The organism is Enterococcus sp. 4G2_DIV0659, assembly GCF_002140715.2.
GTDB lineage: Bacteria > Bacillota > Bacilli > Lactobacillales > Enterococcaceae > Enterococcus_L > Enterococcus_L mansonii.
The window spans coordinates 2,876,621-2,892,525 of the sequence record NZ_NGLE02000001.1 but is presented as its reverse complement, the minus strand read 5'-3'; the positions used below and the strand labels follow the sequence as shown (position 1 = coordinate 2,892,525).

Genomic DNA, 15,905 nt, shown 5'->3' with positions numbered 1-15,905 from the left:
AAAGATGAGATTGGCACAGACGCCTTCAACACCGACAATCGAGTAGGCAAGGAATTCACGAAAATTGTAATTCAAATTTTTGTGGATTTCAGCTTATTTTCGAAGAAGGTGCTTTTGCTCCTACCATTTATTCGAGTTTTATGGGTCTAAGATATAACTTTTAGAGTTACGTCTCAGACCCATTTTAGTTTTTTTATAAATTATTTTCGCTTCAAACGGTTATTCAGTCCATTTGTACACTAGATTCCTTTTTTAATTCTTGTTTTACTTGATAAAGTAAAAATAACAAAAATAGTATATTTACCAATAAAAAGGGTACCATAAAATCCTGTAATAGCAAACTTACTACGATCCAGGCTGCAAAATAAAGAACAGTTTTACTTATAAACGACCCGTAGTTGTATTTTTGTTTACTATAAAAAATCATATTAGCCATCGTTCCCCCTAAAAAACAAAGCAAACTGCCTGCCAAACTCAATAGAAAAAAAAGTGGTTGGATTTCACCATTCACATAATTTTCATATAAAACAATCGACAAGCCTAGACCAACAAAAATAAAATAATGAGAATGAATCAAAACCAAACCTGCAGTCGCCTTTGCTCGGTCAATTCCTGCTTTATACACTGTATTATAAAAGAGAAACAGTACAACTACTAGCATAAAAAATAACACGCTACCTATACTTATCTGATTAAAAAGAATCGTACTAGCTACCGCAATCACTGCTTCACCAAATAATAACAATGTAAACAAACTATACCGCTCGGTTAAATGACCAAAATTTGTTGGAAAATCTTCTAACGCTTTTTTCATAACGATTGGAAAAAAGGCCGTAATAAAAATAGAAAGTACATACACAGCAAATCGAACAGCGTATGATCCCCATGGCAAAATCGTACTAAATCCAATCAAGCCACTTCCACATAACACAATCATCAATTGATAACACAACTTTTTAACCACTGGATCTTCTGTGGTCCTCATCTTCAAATAATACTGTAAAGCAATACTAAAAAATAAAATAGACGTTGCCCCAGCAAAAGTAAAATGAGTCTTTTCAAAATCAACATGAATTGCTTGAGCTAAGACAATCACCCAAAACATATCAAAGAATAAAAACAGGGCATTAAGCTTATTTTTAATAGAAAAACGGTTAGCAAAAACAGTTTGATAGGTCCAAATCGTCCAAAAAACCAAGGTCAACATGAAAAATTCTCCCAAGCTTTTGAAAGAAAATCGTTGATCTGCACCAACAAACAAGATCGAAGCAATCCGACTAATTGCATAAGCAAAAATCAAATCATAAAACAGCTCAAACTCGGAAACTTCTTTTTTCAGTACCTGCATTTGATCACTTCCATTCTGATTGATAAATGAATTAATAATTCTCTTTTCATTATAATCTCGATCATCTGTTTAATACAAAAATAGCGATTCTGGTTCCCTTTTTTCTTATTAAAAAAAGTGGTGGGGATCATATCCCCACCACCTGGTGTATGGAAAAGTAACAACTAAATCCATCTCTTCCAATCTCAGCTATTCAACTATTTCTGCACCTAATGTTTCTTTAAAATGTTTTAACGCCCATTCATGTCCAATTGGATCAAAGCTTGCCACAGCATTTTTATGAATAACAATTTTATACCCTAAATTATAGGCATCAACTGCTGTATGCAATACACAAATATCCGTACAAACACCAATCAAATGAACATCTGTAATTCTTCGTTCACGTAGACGAATATCTAAATCCGTTCCGCTAAAAGCAGAATAGTGACGTTTATCAATCCAATAAACCATTTCTTGTTCACGACTTTTTTCATAGATATCAGCTAACTTACCATAAAGTTTTCGTCCATCCGTGCCAGCAAGATTATGAGGTGGAAACAACGTATTTTCTGGATGATAGGAATCATTTTGATTATGACAATCAATCGCATAAACCACGAAATCCTCGTTGTTGGTAAACGTCTCTGTTATATCCACAATCGCTTGTTCAATTTCCTGACCTGCGCTACCTGTTGTCAGCGCGCCATTTGTTGCTACAAAATCATTTGTGTAATCAATAGAAATCAGCGCTTTCATTGCCCTACCTCCTGACTAAACTAGATGCTTTACAAAATGAATCACCATTTGTGCCGATTTTTCGCCAGCTTCTTCAATAAATTCGTCGAATGTTTGAGAAGCTTCATTATCCGCTGTATCACTGATTGCTCGAACGACTAAAAACGGAATCTTAAACTGAGCGGCTGCTTGAGCAATTGCTGCACCTTCCATTTCACAAGCTAAAGCTTCAGGAAAATCAGTAAGGATGTGTTTCACTTTTTCCTTATCGTTAACAAAAGAATCTCCTGTTACGATCAAGCCGTGATGTGTGGACATACCTGTCTTTTCGGCCGCCTTCTTCATTTCTAATTTCAAGTAATCACTTGATTCATAATATAAAGGCATTCCTGGTAATTGACCTGGTTTATAGCCAAATCCAGTTACATCAACGTCAAAATAAGCTAATTTATCAGCAATCACTAAATCGCCAACTGCTAATCCTTGACCAATGCCTCCTGCCGATCCAGTATTGATTACCATATTTACACCATATTGATGAATCAATAATGTCGTTGTAACTGCCGATAACACTTTTCCGATTCCTGAACGAACAACAATCACTTCATGGCGACCTAAAGAACCCGAAACAAATACAGCCCCAGCTCTTTCCCAAGATCGAGTGTCAGATAAGGCTTCTTTTAAAATTTTTACTTCCTGATCCATTGCTCCGATAATTCCAATTTTCATCCTAAATTCCTCTTCTCTATAAATTCAATACGATAAATATGACGATCGCCAATAAAATCGATACAATAATAATTGCTTTTGTTAAAGTAGTGCTGCGTTCACGAATTTTAGTCTGCTCATTTGAACGTGATTTGGTGATTTCTTTTTGCTTTTTGTGTTCTTTTCGATAAAAGTTTGAGATTTCTTTATCTTTTTTTCGATATTCTTTTTCGGCAGCTTTTTGTTCTCGCTCAAATTGTTTTTGTGCTTCTTTTTCGGCTTCTTCTTTCCGTCGCCTTAGTTCTGTCCGAGTGACTAACGGACCTTTACTCATCAATGTTCCTCCTTCAATTTTGCTTTAAGTAATTGTAATTCCCAATACTGAACAGCAAAAATTGTTTTTGCATCACAGATTAATCCTTCATCGATCGCTTGTTTGGCTTCATCAAGCGTGACCATATATAATTCCAAAACCTCGTCTTCATCCTGAGGAAGAGGATTTGGTACTTGTTTTAAATCATTCGCATAGTAAATATGGAGAAGTTCATTGGCAAAACCCGGCGATACATACATAGATGTGACAAAGCTCAGTTGTCCTGCACGATACCCAGTCTCTTCCTCTAGTTCTCTTTTAGCTGTCTCTTTAGGTAGATCCTGTTCTCCTGGATCGATTTTTCCAGCAGGAATTTCTAGAATGACTTTTTCCATTGGTTTACGAAATTGTTTGACCATAATCATTCTGTTATCTTCGGTGATTGGGATCACAGCGACTGCTCCTGGATGGAAAACTAGTTCCCTTGTCCCAACTTCACCATTTGGTAATTGAACTTCATCCACGACAACCTCGATAATATGCCCTTTAAATATTTCTTTTCTAGAAATTGTCTTTTCTTCAAAATCTTCAAAATTCATCATGCTGTTCACCAATCTTTCTATAGGTATAATACCTTAATTTTAAAATTTTAGCATCTATCCCTGATTTTGTGAATACCTTGCCAATATACTCACTCTTAATTAGTGATAGATGACAACCACTTTATTAATCATTTCTCGGGTCAACGACAACCAAAGAGAACAAATCTAACGTAATTAGGTTTGTTCTCCAAAGTATATCATCTATTTTATTACTTGGGCATCTCAGCCAAAGAGTTCATGATTTTTGTTAAGTCAGCTTCATAACTTTCTTTATTGCTATTTAGCGTCCAACTAATACATTGTAAATAATAATCCTTGCCTTCCATTAGATCATACATATAATAGATATCCACACCCTCTTTTGTTGCATTGAATGTCCTACGTTCTCCTTTTAATCCATTATATTCAACTGATTCTTTCTTCTCATTTGTTCTTTCACCCAAATCAGACAAATCTACTGATTCTTTAAACGTATCGAAATTCTCAAAATCTTTTTTTGCTTCGCTTAAAACTATGTAATATTCATCGTTTGACTTATTCTCTAAACTAATATCAGCATTGTCACTCAACTCTTTTGCATCAACTTTCTGCCAGCCTTCTGTCATCTCAACTTTAAAGTTTCCGTTACTTGTTTTGATTACCTCAATTTTTCCTTTTGACTGATTGGCTGACTCTTTATTTTCAATTGCAGCTTTATTCTCATCAACTGATTCAGCTGATTTCCCATCACGCGGTTCATAAAAAACCTCATCGTCACCATAAGAGCTTGACTCAATCGTTTCCGAGCTGGATTCCTTTAAATAATCAGATGGATCTTCATCAGCAGATTTGCGACTGGAACAACCAGCGATCACCAAACCAATCAATAATATACTAATGATTTTTATATTTTTCACAGTAATTCTCCTTTAATCTTTATAGATATCTTCCATTATACCCCACCAATCTACTTTTTTCTCACTTTTCTTTTGAATTTTTTGTGAACAAATGCATCTGTTATACATCTAAAGTTGTAAAAATACATTATTTTAACTGGCCAATTCTTACATTTTCTCTAAATATCAAAATCAACCTTTGGACTGATATTCTTTATATACAAGAATGTGCTAAAATAACTTATGTAGCGAAGGATAATTACTTTCGAGGAAATGATTGACTGGAGGGAATTTATATGAGAAAAGGAAAACTTATCCAAATAATTGCTTATTTATTTTTAGCTAGTTTCGTTCTGCGTTTTATTACTGGTATACATTTACCAGCAATTGTCGTGGCTCTTTTGATTCTTTTGGTATTAATTTTCACTGGAAAAAAGAAACAAATTGGAAAAAAAGAAGATCAATTACCTACTCTGACAAAAACTAAAGAGGAACATTATGCACAGCTGGGTATGACAGATCAGGAAATAGACTTTTTCCGAGACACGATGAATAGTACTAAAAAACAAATTGTTCAATTGCAAGAAAATATGAACGCTTCTACCAAGCTGCGCGCGATTGATTTGCGGAACGATACATTACGAATATCTAAAGCGCTCTTTAAAGAACTCGTTAAAGAACCTAAAAAATTGCATTTAGCAAATCACTTTTTGTATACTCATTTGCCGAATTTGGTAGATTTGACGACTAAGTATTTAGAGATTGATGATCATGAAATAAAAAATAAACAAACCTATGAAAAACTCGAAGAAAGTGCCCAAATCATTGACCAAGTCTCTAAATTGATAAAAAAAGATTATGAGCAATTTGTTTCTGACGATTTAGAAGACTTAGATATTGAAATTTCTGTTGCCAAAAACAGTTTAAAAAGAGATAATGAAAATGAGAATAACTTTTAATGATTCTTTAACTATTCATGTTGAAAAATATGCATTGGAATGTTGTTACTGATTGACCCTAGCTACGTAGGCTTGCCTCTCGGGAAAAAGATAAAAAATCGAATGGGGCTAAGAACTCCCCATTCATTTTTTCCTATTTTCCTGTCTTGGCAGTTCGAGCCTACTTCGCTTTTAAAATTAGGAGGAAATATTATGGAAGATAAGCCAAAAGATGTGACACCTGTCAGCGATACTTTAGATGATTTGCTGAATAACCCGTTTTCAACTCCTGTTGATTCTCTGACAGCAACACAACAAAGTGAAATTTCTGCTTTACAAGATCAACAAGTTGCTACTAGATTAGTAGATAAATTACCGGAAGAGCGTCAAGCTCAAGCAAGAGAATTGGCTTCTAAAATTGATGCGCAAGATTCTCAAGCAGTGATCACTTATGGAGCTGCTGCTCAAACAAAATTGGGAGAATTTTCTCAGTCTATGCTAAATCACGTTCAGTCTCAAGATATTGGACCTGTAGGTGATTCTTTAACCGATCTGATGTACAGACTAAATGAAGCGAACCCAGATGAATTACGTGCTGGTGAAGGAAATATTTTCCAAAAAATGTTTGGAAAAGTGAAACAGTCTATCTTTGAAATCACAGCTAAATACCAAAAAATTGGTGCACAAATCGATAAAATTGCTGTAAAATTAGACAAAGAAAAAAATGGACTTCTAAAAGACAATTTGATGCTTGAACAGCTTTATAATAAGAATAAAGACTATTTTGATGCCTTAAATATCTATATTGCTGCTGGCGAATTAAAGATTGAAGAGCTTCAAACAAAAATCATCCCTGAAGCAATGCAAAAAGCAGAAGAAACTGGCGATCAAATGGATGTCCAAATCGCTAACGATTACACGCAGTTTTTAGATCGTTTAGACAAACGCACTCATGATTTACGTTTAGCACGTCAAATTACGATTCAGCAAGCACCACAAATTCGTTTGATCCAAAATACAAACCAAGCGCTAGCTGAGAAAATCCAAGCATCTATCAACACTGCAATTCCACTTTGGAAAAACCAAGTAGTGATTGCTTTAACCCTTTTACGTCAAAAAGATGCTGTTACTGCACAACGCCAAGTATCTGAAACAACAAATGATTTGTTGAAGAAAAATTCTGAAATGCTTAAAATTTCTGCAATTGAAACTGCTAAAGAAAATGAACGTGGCATTGTGGATATAGAAACATTACAAAAAACGCAAAATGACTTAGTCGAAACGATCCAAGAAACACTACGTATCCAACAAGAAGGAAAAGAAAAACGCCGTGCAGCCGAGATCGAACTCGGTCACATGGAAGAAGATTTAAAAAACAAATTATTGGAATTGACACAATAAATAATTGTAAAAATAAAAAGTTTCCCACTAATTTTAAAAAATCAGCGGGAAACTTTTTTGTTTTGCTATTTACTTGGCATTTTCCAACGTAATTGTCATTACAGCATGATACTTTCCTAAAGCTTTGATTGAGCCAGGTGGAAACTCCATTAAGAATCCTTCGCCTTTATTCCAATGGTTGGCGGTAATATCATAAGCTCCTGAAACTTTATTCTCATGACTAAATATAACACTATCTGCATCTGTTAGCAGAATATCTTCTGTTGAATTTTTATACTTAATTACATCTGTCAAAATTACTTGGTCATTTTCAAGACTAGTCAGCGGTTCAGTGATTTTGGCTTTAAGCGACCATCTTTGCTTCGTAGCTCGTGTATCTGAAATCACTAAAGGTGAACCAACCACTTCTGGACTATCCACTGTCATTCCGTGAACATTCCCCGTTTGAGTACCAAAATCTAATAGAGTCGGAGCTGATTTAAATTCTAACTTTCCTTCATAGTAGAAAATTACCTCTTTATCTTTTCCAAATTCTACAGTTATTGTTTCGGGTAAAGGAAGCTGCTCCATACCATCCACCGTAATTCTGGATACCCTATACCCATCAATTATTTTTGGACTTAAAGCGATTGTTTCTCCCATTTTACCTTCTTTTATTGGTTCTGTTGCTAATTCATGTGCTTCATTGCCATCTTCTAAATACAGAACATTGATTTTAGGTTCTTGCGGCTTAATTGTAAATGTTTGAACCATAGATGTTTTTTCAACCACCGTTTCACTATGCGTTTTTCCACTTACTTTGTACGTTTGATTTACGATTATTGCCTCTGTTATAGGTGGTTCCGCAACTAAAGAATGTACGTCGTATGTGATTTTAGTAACCGTTTTTGGTGTTATTTTTCCAAGAGCTACTTTTAGTTTTCTATCCGTTTCAAAGCTGATTTGTGCTTCTGGAACAAGTGCACCATTTACCTTCACTGTAGTCTTATCGACAATAACATTTTTTGGAAAAGCATCAGTCTCGTATACAACATCCGTCCATTCAGAAGGTTCTTGTGCATTATTGATGATTGTAGCTTGATATGAATTCGATTCTGTTTCAAAGATTTCAGTCTTTTCAACAGAAAAATCTGCTTGTATACTTGGTTGATTATTTTTGATTAGAGTCAATTCTTTACTATCAGAAGTTTTGTTATTATCTTCTATCCAAAATTCTACTTTATACATTGGCTTTGTCCCAGCTAATACTAAACTTGGGATTTTATATGCTAAAGTTTGTTCGACTCCTTTATCGGTATTCATTACCTTACTTAATAATTGTTTAGCACCACCATCGATAGAGTAATAGATGGCTAATTCATCTGTGTCCTCATCACTCCATTTTAGTGTTCCTTCAAAATCACTAACACCATCAATTGTTCCTGTTGTTTCAACTAATGTCAATATAGGTTTGCGATTGTCTTTCAGTGTGAATACTTCTTCGTTGGAGCGATTATTATCACTATCAAAAAGATAAATCGTAATTTGATTGTCCTCTGTTTGAGATAATTCTGCTTCTGGTATTTCAAATGCCCAATCGTGTACGGTATTTTTAGGGTCATTCATTAGTTTATCTTTATTAAGTTTAATTGGTGTTTTGCCATTTATTTTGGCGTATAAATCAGCCGAATTACTATCTATATCTTGCCACGTACCTTCCACGGTGACATTGCCGCCAAAATACGTGCCATTTTCATTTTTACTTGTTATTTTTGGTGCCAGATCCATTGCTGATACCGAAACACCGTAGGCTAATTTCGTTGATTCTCCTGTTTTTAACGTAACTGGTTTGGTTTTGAAAATGATTGCTGAGTCACCTTGCACCTCAGCAACCATGCCTTCAGCTGCTTGATCTTCGCCCAATTGTTCTTGACCAGTATCGTCAACACTAATAAAATTGTTCGCAAAAGCTCCACCACCAGCATAATCTGTTCCTTGCCAGTTTGCTGCGCCATTTGGCATATCAAAACGAAAATCTAGTCTATACCCTTCATTTTCAATATATAAACCACGTTTTTTCCCGATATAGTAGATATTAACATCATCGTCTTCACCTAATTTTGTATCTAACAAAGAACCAAATGCATAATCTGTTATCGTTTCTGTAGATAAGTTTTGATATTCATACGTAACCAGTACCCGGCCGTCATCACTAACGTATTCCATCGTTTGCGTTATTTTCAAATGATAGGATGGATCATTGGACGATTCCAATTCAAAAACATTTTTTAAAGATAGACTGCCATTACTTCCATTTTTCTTATATTGTTTAAAATTCTTGAAAACAATTGACGGATCATAATTACCATAAAGATTTCCAAATTCATGGGTAAATTCATTATCCATTATAATTAATCCACTACTTGACCCAGGTCTACCATCATCAAAATCTCCCGGAACTCCAACATCAAAAATAGTAGAAATATATTTTTCTCCATCTAAATAGTAAAAAGTTGGTGTCAGTATAGGAGTTAAATTGTCCTCATTTAACTGTTCTGTAGTATAGGGAAGATTCCCTAGTTCAACGTCTTTACTTCCCCCAAAATTAAATGCCAAAAATTGATCCAGACCTACACGAACTTTAGAAAACTCATATTTCGTAATCGGCATCCATTCTTCTTCCGTCACATAAGACGATAGATTTCTATTAGATACTCCTTTTGTCTCATCTTTTTTTGCTTTGATTTGTGAACTAGATATACTAGTAAAAAATATTCCCACAACAAAGAGGAAACTAATTAAAAAAAATTGCTTGCTTCTGATCATTCCTTTTTTCATTGCAAAACTCCTATTCCTGTTTTCTCTTTTCCTTAACAACGGGTTACTTCTATATTGAATTCCAAAAGGAGGAAAAACATTTCCTTTTGTAAATACATACCACGATGTTATTTAACCTTTTTTTATCTTAATGCATTTATTTTTTGTCGTCTATGCATTTTCATCGCATTTTTTACTTATTTCATAGTAATTTTTAAAAGAATAGTTGTTATTTTAAGATAATTAAAAAAGATATAACTTCGTCTCCAACTAGAGATTCAAGTTATATCTTTCAGTTTGTAAAAATATAAAACTATCAAGTACAGTAATGTAATTAATCATTTATTTCAAAGTATATACGCTGGTGTATTGAGCAATTTTTGTTAAATAAATGACCACAATTTAAGCATCTATTCGTACTATATTCGCTATAAGTCATCTCATAATGGCAACTTCCACAAACAACTATTTTCTCATCTGGATTTTTTGAAATTGGCCAGGATAAAAACGAATGGTTTTCGTGTTCATCATGACAACGGAAACAAGCATAATACTTTTTGCAAAAGGAACATTTGTTAGCAACCACATCAACTTGAGAATCATAATGAATACATCTACCTTCATTATCTACCATTGAACCAACTATTTTTACCACACTAGTCGCCCCTTTTTGAAAGTGCTTTTGAGATTCTTTTTGCTATAATAGCTGTCAAAAGTGCTTTAATAATATCTCCAGGAATAAAAGCTAGAGTGCCCAGCAAACTTTTTGATAGTGACACATCTGATAAAAGACTGATACCAAGGGCTCCAAAAAAGTCAATAAACAGCGCACCGAAAAGAACAGTAATTCCAAATGCATAAGCAACATTTTGATTATTCGGATTGAACTTTTGAGTCATCCAGCCAATAAAGAATGTTGCAAAAGGATACGCCAAAAGATACCCCGCAGTAATACCGAAAAAAACAACCAAACCTCCTCTTCCACCAGCCAAAATCGGAAATCCTATCCCAACTAGAACTAGAAAAAGTAGTGTAGCAATTGTTCCATTTTTCTTTCCAAGAAGTAGCCCGCTAAGCATAAAACCAGCATTTTGAATGACAATCGGCACTGGTAATAAACTAATTGGAATCGGTGGAAAAAAACCTAAAATAATAATGATACTGACCATAAGAGCAATTTTCGTGATATCTGTTGTCTTCATTTGTTCCCTCCCCACCATTGATACATTTAAAATACTATTTCTACGTCTTTTTGTCAACCTAAATAAAAATAAAGTTAACCAAAATTCCAGATATAAAATAAGGATGAAACTTGATTTAAGTGTCCACCGATTTTTATTAAAATAAAAACACGTCTTTAGTTGTTTTTCCTGATGATAATGATACAATAAAGTAAAAATTACTTTTATCTAATTTAGAGAGGATGAACAACTTGACATACTTTAGTTCAAAGGAAGAAGAAAAGCAATACTACGAACAACAAGCCGATGAAACTGACTTTCTAAACTGGTATCATCAACAAGAACTTCCTGAATACGAAAAACCTTCTCTGACTGTGGATATTGTTTTGATGTGTTATAACAAAGAAGAAGATCAACTAAAAATACTATTAATAAAAAGAAAAGGACATCCTTACAGAAATTCTTGGGCGTTACCTGGTGGATTCGTCAATAGAAATGAATCCACAGGTGAAAGCGTGCTACGTGAGACAAAAGAAGAAACGGGTGTAATCATTTCTAAGGATAATATCGAACAACTTCATAGTTTCAGTAGACCAGATCGTGACCCTCGAGGCTGGGTCGTTACCATTAGTTATTTAGCATTTATCGGTGAAGAACCTTTGATCGCAGGAGATGATGCAAAAGAAGTTCGCTGGTTTACAATGGAACGAAAAGAAAATCTTCTTTCTTTAATAAATGGTGATGTAGAAATTATCTTGGATTTAAAAACAGGACATTCGACTGGAAAAGACACTTTAGCTTTTGACCATAGTGAAATCATTTTAAAAGCCTTTAATCGTGTAACAAACAAAATGGAGCACGATCCTCAAGTTCTGCAAGTTTTGGGGAAAGATTTCACTATCACAGAAGCTCGTAAAGTGTTTGCTAAATTTTCTGGCGCTGATTACAAAACGATCGATCACTCTAATTTTAAAAAAGCAATGCTTCATCATTTTAAAGAAATTGGAGAACGTCCTGTAGGGATTGGACGACCATCTAAAATTTATCAGTTAAAATCTGAAGAAAATTAAATAATGAACGAATATATCGAAATAAATAACCATTAATGTTCTTTGCTGACTAAACTATTTATTGGATTTTAAGGGACTGCACGATCACTCGGAGAGTAATCATGCAGTCCCCCTTTTGCGTCTTCTTATTTTTAATCTCAGTCACTACTGATTCTTTAGAAATAAACACTTTGTGTAACTATTTTATACATATCTGACTAAATAAACATTCAACATCGGATTTTCAAACAATAAAATAATGAACCATAATTATAAGAAGTCTATTTACTATTAGTTGATAAAGGAGAAAATCATGAAAAAAAGGTATTTATTAAGTTGTTTATTAATTGGTATAAGCCTATTCTTTTTAAGTAAAACAAGCTCAATCGATGCTGCAAGCAATCGGCTAACACCAACACCTGTTGTTGTTAAACAGGTATGTCTTTGATTGATTTTGAACATGGTATCCAAGAATCCAAAAATTTGGTAGAAGAACTTTTTACAGACAATACTCATACGGCTATCCGTCTAAGTACCACTCAAATAAGAATCGATACCGTCAAACAAATGGTCAATGACTTATTCGATCCAACAATAAAATCAGAACTTTTGACCGAAATAGCCAAAGCACAAAAAAACTTTATTTTAGAAAAAAGTAATGCAAATGCTTGGGATATAAACACTTGGGTAAACAAAAAAGACGACATCAAGCTACAAGCTGAAAATATAAAAAAAGAGCCTGGTTTGTATGAAGTCATTATTACTCTGGGGCAATTAAAAAAAGCAATCACCGTTGAGTTGAAGCCTGGTGAACTACTGTTTGAAAAACGCCCTAATGAAATTAATTTTGGAGAACCAACAATTAAGTCAAAAACACAATATATCTCAACCGATGTAGGTGTTAACTTTCTCATAAAAGACAACCGATTTGTTCAGGAAAACTGGCGTTTAACCACAAAACTTGCTCAGCCGTTTCAAACAGAAACTGGAATAAAAACAAACTCAACTATTGTTTTAAAAAATAACCATACGATCACTCCTTTAGATGAAAATAAAACCGTTGAACTATTCCAAAGCGACTCTAATCAGCGGAGTATCGAACTAAATTACAATAACACTCAACAGCAAGAATTTTTACTCGAGATGTTACCAGGAAGTCTGTTGGCAAATAAACTATACACGGCGAAAATCATGTGGCTTATAGAAACTGGGCCTTAATTTTTGGTATTTTATCTTAATACACAAAAGAATCACTCCCTTTATTACTTTACGTCGTAATAAAGGGAGTGATTCTTTCATAGCAAAACTAAATTTCTAACTGTTTACTATCTTAATACGTTGTTATTTCATAATCTGCTTCGCAATAAAACTTGAATATTTGACTTGCCCCTGCACATTTGGGTGCACACGATCTTCATAGAACCAATCCTCATGTTCATTGCTATAGTCGTACCAATCAATCACAACTAGATTTTTATATTTCTTTTTCATTGTTTCCAGCATAGCGTTCACTTCATTTTGCCACCTACGTGTTGGCACACGAACATTGATCCAGAATACTTTTCGCTTAGGTCCAATTGCTGTCATAAATTCATCAAATTGCATATCAGTAAACGAACCATTTGTTCCCAGTCCAACTAACACAGTCTCTTTTAACAATTTATCTTTCGCTAATTTTTCAATCAACGGTGTACTTGTGTACAGCTGTCTACCAACTTCACCATCTACAATCATCTTAGGAAAAATCTCTTGTAACCCCGCCGCAGCATCCAAAATAACAGAATCTCCAAAGGCAGTGATTTCAATTGTTTGTGCTTTTTTACGTTCTTCTTCCGTCAAATCAAAATTTGTTTCAGCTACGCTACTTGACTCTTTTGTGGAGTCAGTTGTTTTGCCTTCGTTTTTGGCTTTTTCGGCTTTTTTTCGCTGATCAGCTTTCTTTTTGTTCTCTTGAATATTTTTTTGCAATTGTTGTTGTTCAGCCGTCACTTGATTAGATGGGGCAATAGCAAAAGCGAATAATGCACAACAAGACAGCACCGCACTAATCAATACTGTGACTTTTGGGACTGTAATCCAAGGTTTATGGAAAAAATCCTTAATCGCAAACCACGTATATTGGTAATAAAATTTACCCAACGGTTTTTCAATAAATCGATAAGAAACTTCACTGATTCCAAAAATTAGCGCAAGTTCAATCAGTGAATGCAAGAATACATGATCACTTAAATTTTTAATTTTTGCTTCATAAAAAATCATAACAGGAAACTGGTACAAATAGATTCCGTAACTTCTTTTACCAATCCAAGTAAACACCGGATTGGTCAACCAACGATTGATGTCTGCTCCTGGATGAGCCGTAACCGCCACTAAAAGCGTCGCGAATATGCTAACAAGGAACATGCCTCCATAATACACAAAAGCAAGATGATCGGCTAAAAACAAAAAGGCAATGGCTAAAATGACTAACGATACAATACCCACTCCATTTAATAAAGCCTTTGCTTTAATCGGTATCTCTTCTTTCAATCGAAAACTTGGCCAGACAAATGCCAGAGCACTTCCCATCAATATTGAAAACAACCGTGTATCTGTCCCATAATACACTCTTGTAGGATCGGCTCCAGGTGTATATAAAGCCGCCATCAATATACCCGAACCAACAGCCGCTCCCATAATCAAACCAAAAATCTTCCCGCTATGTTTAACGTATCTTTTTAGCAAAATAAATAACAATGGCCAAATCAAATAATTCTGTGCTTCAACTGCTAAAGACCATATATGTGTAAACGGAGACTGTGTGGTAAACCGATCAAAATAGGAAAAACCTCTAAATATCTGCCACCAATTATTATAGTAAAATACGCTACTCGCAACAACGCTACGTAAGTTATTCAACAAATCTTTTTGGAAGAAAACAATGTATGCTGAGGCTGTGACCAACATGGCGACTAATCCCGGATAAAGTCTTTTCATACGCCGGATATAAAACCCCTTAACATCTACCGTTTCATTTTGGAGCCACTCTTGCCTCAGTAAATCAGTAATTAAATATCCAGAAACTGCAAAAAAAATAGGGACGCCTAAATAGCCCCCTCGCATTATATTTGGGAACAAGTGATAAAGAATCACGCCCACAACTGCTATTGTCCGAATCCCATCAAATCCGGTAATATAACGGCGATTTTCTAACCTTTTATTATTATTCATTTATATTCCAACTTTACTAGTATTCTTTTTTTATATTTCGAGTAATTTTTAACAAAGAACGCATGATTTTAATTGATTGAGCATAGAAAAATAAGTCGTGTTTGACCAAAAAAGGTGGTCGAATGAAGTGTAGAAAAATTTCTATCTGGCTCATGCTCTTTGACAGTCGATGTTTTAGACTGATTTAATGTAGTAACTTAAATATACGTTCTTTCTTAACAAATGGCAAGGACTCTCTCTCTATTTTTCAATTTTTTTAAGTAAATTTTAGACATTTCAATTTTAAAAAAATAAAGAAGAAAAATAGTGCCTTGAACATAAATTTGTAAGCGTTATTCCATTCACATGAAAACGGAATAAACGGTGGAAGTAAAAATAACACTTCTATACCTACCCCACTCCTAAAATCGTAGATTAAACTTTATTCTGGCGCTCACTCATTACTATCGATAGACAAAAAGACACTTCCTGATAATTAGAAAGTGCCTAAATGAATAAATTGTCTACCCTTAACTTCTAGTCAGCATTTAAGTCGCATTCTCCAATACCCATATTAAAATTTTAATAAGAGATTGATTTTTTTATCCCTCACTCTTGCTCGTCAGTTCTTTTTATCAAGCTTTGTTTTTATCTCTTCAGCGGAATAGGTTTTAAGCAATCGTTTTAGCTCCCCTTGAATGTTAAAAACACTGGATTTCCTATGACCTAAATTTCGAAGTGCTACTGTTAAATAATTAAAAAAATCTTCCTCTTTCAAGACCTTCCAC

15 protein-coding genes are annotated in these 15,905 nt (G+C 34.3%); 4 read left to right on the top strand and 11 right to left on the bottom strand.

The features are described 5' to 3' along the window. Positions 1-223: 223 nt before the first annotated feature. The 6 genes from A5880_RS13615 to A5880_RS13590 form a co-directional block, all read right to left on the bottom strand. Positions 224-1,348, bottom strand: coding sequence for a low temperature requirement protein A (locus A5880_RS13615; protein WP_086329557.1), 1,125 nt, complete (start codon positions 1,346-1,348; stop codon positions 224-226). Positions 1,349-1,537: 189 nt separating this feature from the next. Further along, positions 1,538-2,086, bottom strand: coding sequence for a cysteine hydrolase family protein (locus tag A5880_RS13610; protein WP_086329556.1), 549 nt, complete (start codon positions 2,084-2,086; stop codon positions 1,538-1,540). A gap of 15 nt (positions 2,087-2,101) precedes the next feature. Next, entirely contained in the window at positions 2,102-2,794 is a 693-nt protein-coding gene (locus A5880_RS13605; protein WP_086329555.1) for a 5'-methylthioadenosine/adenosylhomocysteine nucleosidase, read from the bottom strand. A gap of 16 nt (positions 2,795-2,810) precedes the next feature. Further along, positions 2,811-3,107, bottom strand: coding sequence for a cell wall synthase accessory phosphoprotein MacP (macP, locus tag A5880_RS13600; protein WP_086329554.1), 297 nt, complete (start codon positions 3,105-3,107; stop codon positions 2,811-2,813). Further along, complete coding sequence (locus tag A5880_RS13595) at positions 3,107-3,688, bottom strand: NUDIX domain-containing protein (RefSeq protein ID WP_086329553.1); 582 nt, start codon at positions 3,686-3,688, stop codon at positions 3,107-3,109. The genes macP and A5880_RS13595 overlap by 1 nt, the downstream gene beginning before the upstream one ends. Positions 3,689-3,897: 209 nt before the next feature. After that, a complete protein-coding gene (locus tag A5880_RS13590) occupies positions 3,898-4,584 on the bottom strand; it encodes a hypothetical protein (RefSeq protein ID WP_086329552.1) in 687 nt (228 codons plus the stop codon). A gap of 275 nt (positions 4,585-4,859) precedes the next feature. Here A5880_RS13590 and A5880_RS13585 point away from each other — a divergent pair, with 275 nt between their 5' ends. Beyond that, entirely contained in the window at positions 4,860-5,522 is a 663-nt protein-coding gene (locus tag A5880_RS13585) for a 5-bromo-4-chloroindolyl phosphate hydrolysis family protein (RefSeq protein ID WP_086329551.1), read from the top strand. A 192-nt stretch (positions 5,523-5,714) separates the two neighbouring features. Next, positions 5,715-6,902 carry a toxic anion resistance protein gene (locus tag A5880_RS13580; protein WP_086329550.1) on the top strand — a complete coding sequence of 396 codons (1,188 nt, stop codon included), beginning with the start codon at positions 5,715-5,717 and terminating at the stop codon, positions 6,900-6,902. A 69-nt stretch (positions 6,903-6,971) separates the two neighbouring features. On the opposite strand, the gene A5880_RS13575 is transcribed toward A5880_RS13580, so the two are convergent. From A5880_RS13575 to A5880_RS13565, 3 genes are all read right to left on the bottom strand, one after another. Further along, positions 6,972-9,719 carry a MucBP domain-containing protein gene (locus A5880_RS13575; protein WP_086329549.1) on the bottom strand — a complete coding sequence of 916 codons (2,748 nt, stop codon included), beginning with the start codon at positions 9,717-9,719 and terminating at the stop codon, positions 6,972-6,974. A gap of 313 nt (positions 9,720-10,032) precedes the next feature. Then, positions 10,033-10,353: a CHY zinc finger protein gene (locus A5880_RS13570; RefSeq protein WP_086329548.1), complete on the bottom strand. Its 321-nt coding sequence runs from the start codon at positions 10,351-10,353 to the stop codon at positions 10,033-10,035. 1 nt (position 10,354) lies between these two features. Further along, positions 10,355-10,900, bottom strand: a complete 546-nt coding sequence (locus A5880_RS13565; RefSeq protein ID WP_086329547.1) for a biotin transporter BioY — start codon at positions 10,898-10,900, stop codon at positions 10,355-10,357. A 230-nt stretch (positions 10,901-11,130) separates the two neighbouring features. Here A5880_RS13565 and A5880_RS13560 point away from each other — a divergent pair, with 230 nt between their 5' ends. After that, a complete protein-coding gene (locus A5880_RS13560; RefSeq protein WP_086329546.1) occupies positions 11,131-11,949 on the top strand; it encodes an NUDIX domain-containing protein in 819 nt (272 codons plus the stop codon). A 423-nt stretch (positions 11,950-12,372) separates the two neighbouring features. After that, positions 12,373-13,146, top strand: coding sequence for a toxin Cry1Ac domain D-VI-related protein (locus A5880_RS13555; protein ID WP_086329545.1), 774 nt, complete (start codon positions 12,373-12,375; stop codon positions 13,144-13,146). 123 nt (positions 13,147-13,269) lie between these two features. On the opposite strand, the gene A5880_RS13550 is transcribed toward A5880_RS13555, so the two are convergent. Both A5880_RS13550 and A5880_RS13545 read right to left on the bottom strand, forming a co-directional pair. Further along, positions 13,270-15,138, bottom strand: a complete 1,869-nt coding sequence (locus tag A5880_RS13550) for an acyltransferase family protein (RefSeq protein WP_086329544.1) — start codon at positions 15,136-15,138, stop codon at positions 13,270-13,272. A 601-nt stretch (positions 15,139-15,739) separates the two neighbouring features. After that, positions 15,740-15,895: a hypothetical protein gene (locus A5880_RS13545; RefSeq protein ID WP_179190347.1), complete on the bottom strand. Its 156-nt coding sequence runs from the start codon at positions 15,893-15,895 to the stop codon at positions 15,740-15,742. Positions 15,896-15,905: the final 10 nt, after the last annotated feature.

Excerpts from the sequence above, each read along its gene's own strand:
- A5880_RS13615 (WP_086329557.1), bottom strand. The coding sequence starts at position 1,348 with ATGCAGGTACTGAAAAAAGAAGTTTCCGAGTTTGAGCTGTTTTATGAT.
- A5880_RS13610 (WP_086329556.1), bottom strand. The coding sequence starts at position 2,086 with ATGAAAGCGCTGATTTCTATTGATTACACAAATGATTTTGTAGCAACA.
- A5880_RS13605 (WP_086329555.1), bottom strand. The coding sequence starts at position 2,794 with ATGAAAATTGGAATTATCGGAGCAATGGATCAGGAAGTAAAAATTTTA.
- macP (WP_086329554.1), bottom strand. The coding sequence starts at position 3,107 with ATGAGTAAAGGTCCGTTAGTCACTCGGACAGAACTAAGGCGACGGAAA.
- A5880_RS13595 (WP_086329553.1), bottom strand. The coding sequence starts at position 3,688 with ATGATGAATTTTGAAGATTTTGAAGAAAAGACAATTTCTAGAAAAGAA.
- A5880_RS13585 (WP_086329551.1), top strand. The coding sequence starts at position 4,860 with ATGAGAAAAGGAAAACTTATCCAAATAATTGCTTATTTATTTTTAGCT.
- A5880_RS13580 (WP_086329550.1), top strand. The coding sequence starts at position 5,715 with ATGGAAGATAAGCCAAAAGATGTGACACCTGTCAGCGATACTTTAGAT.
- A5880_RS13575 (WP_086329549.1), bottom strand. The coding sequence starts at position 9,719 with ATGAAAAAAGGAATGATCAGAAGCAAGCAATTTTTTTTAATTAGTTTC.
- A5880_RS13565 (WP_086329547.1), bottom strand. The coding sequence starts at position 10,900 with ATGAAGACAACAGATATCACGAAAATTGCTCTTATGGTCAGTATCATT.
- A5880_RS13550 (WP_086329544.1), bottom strand. The coding sequence starts at position 15,138 with ATGAATAATAATAAAAGGTTAGAAAATCGCCGTTATATTACCGGATTT.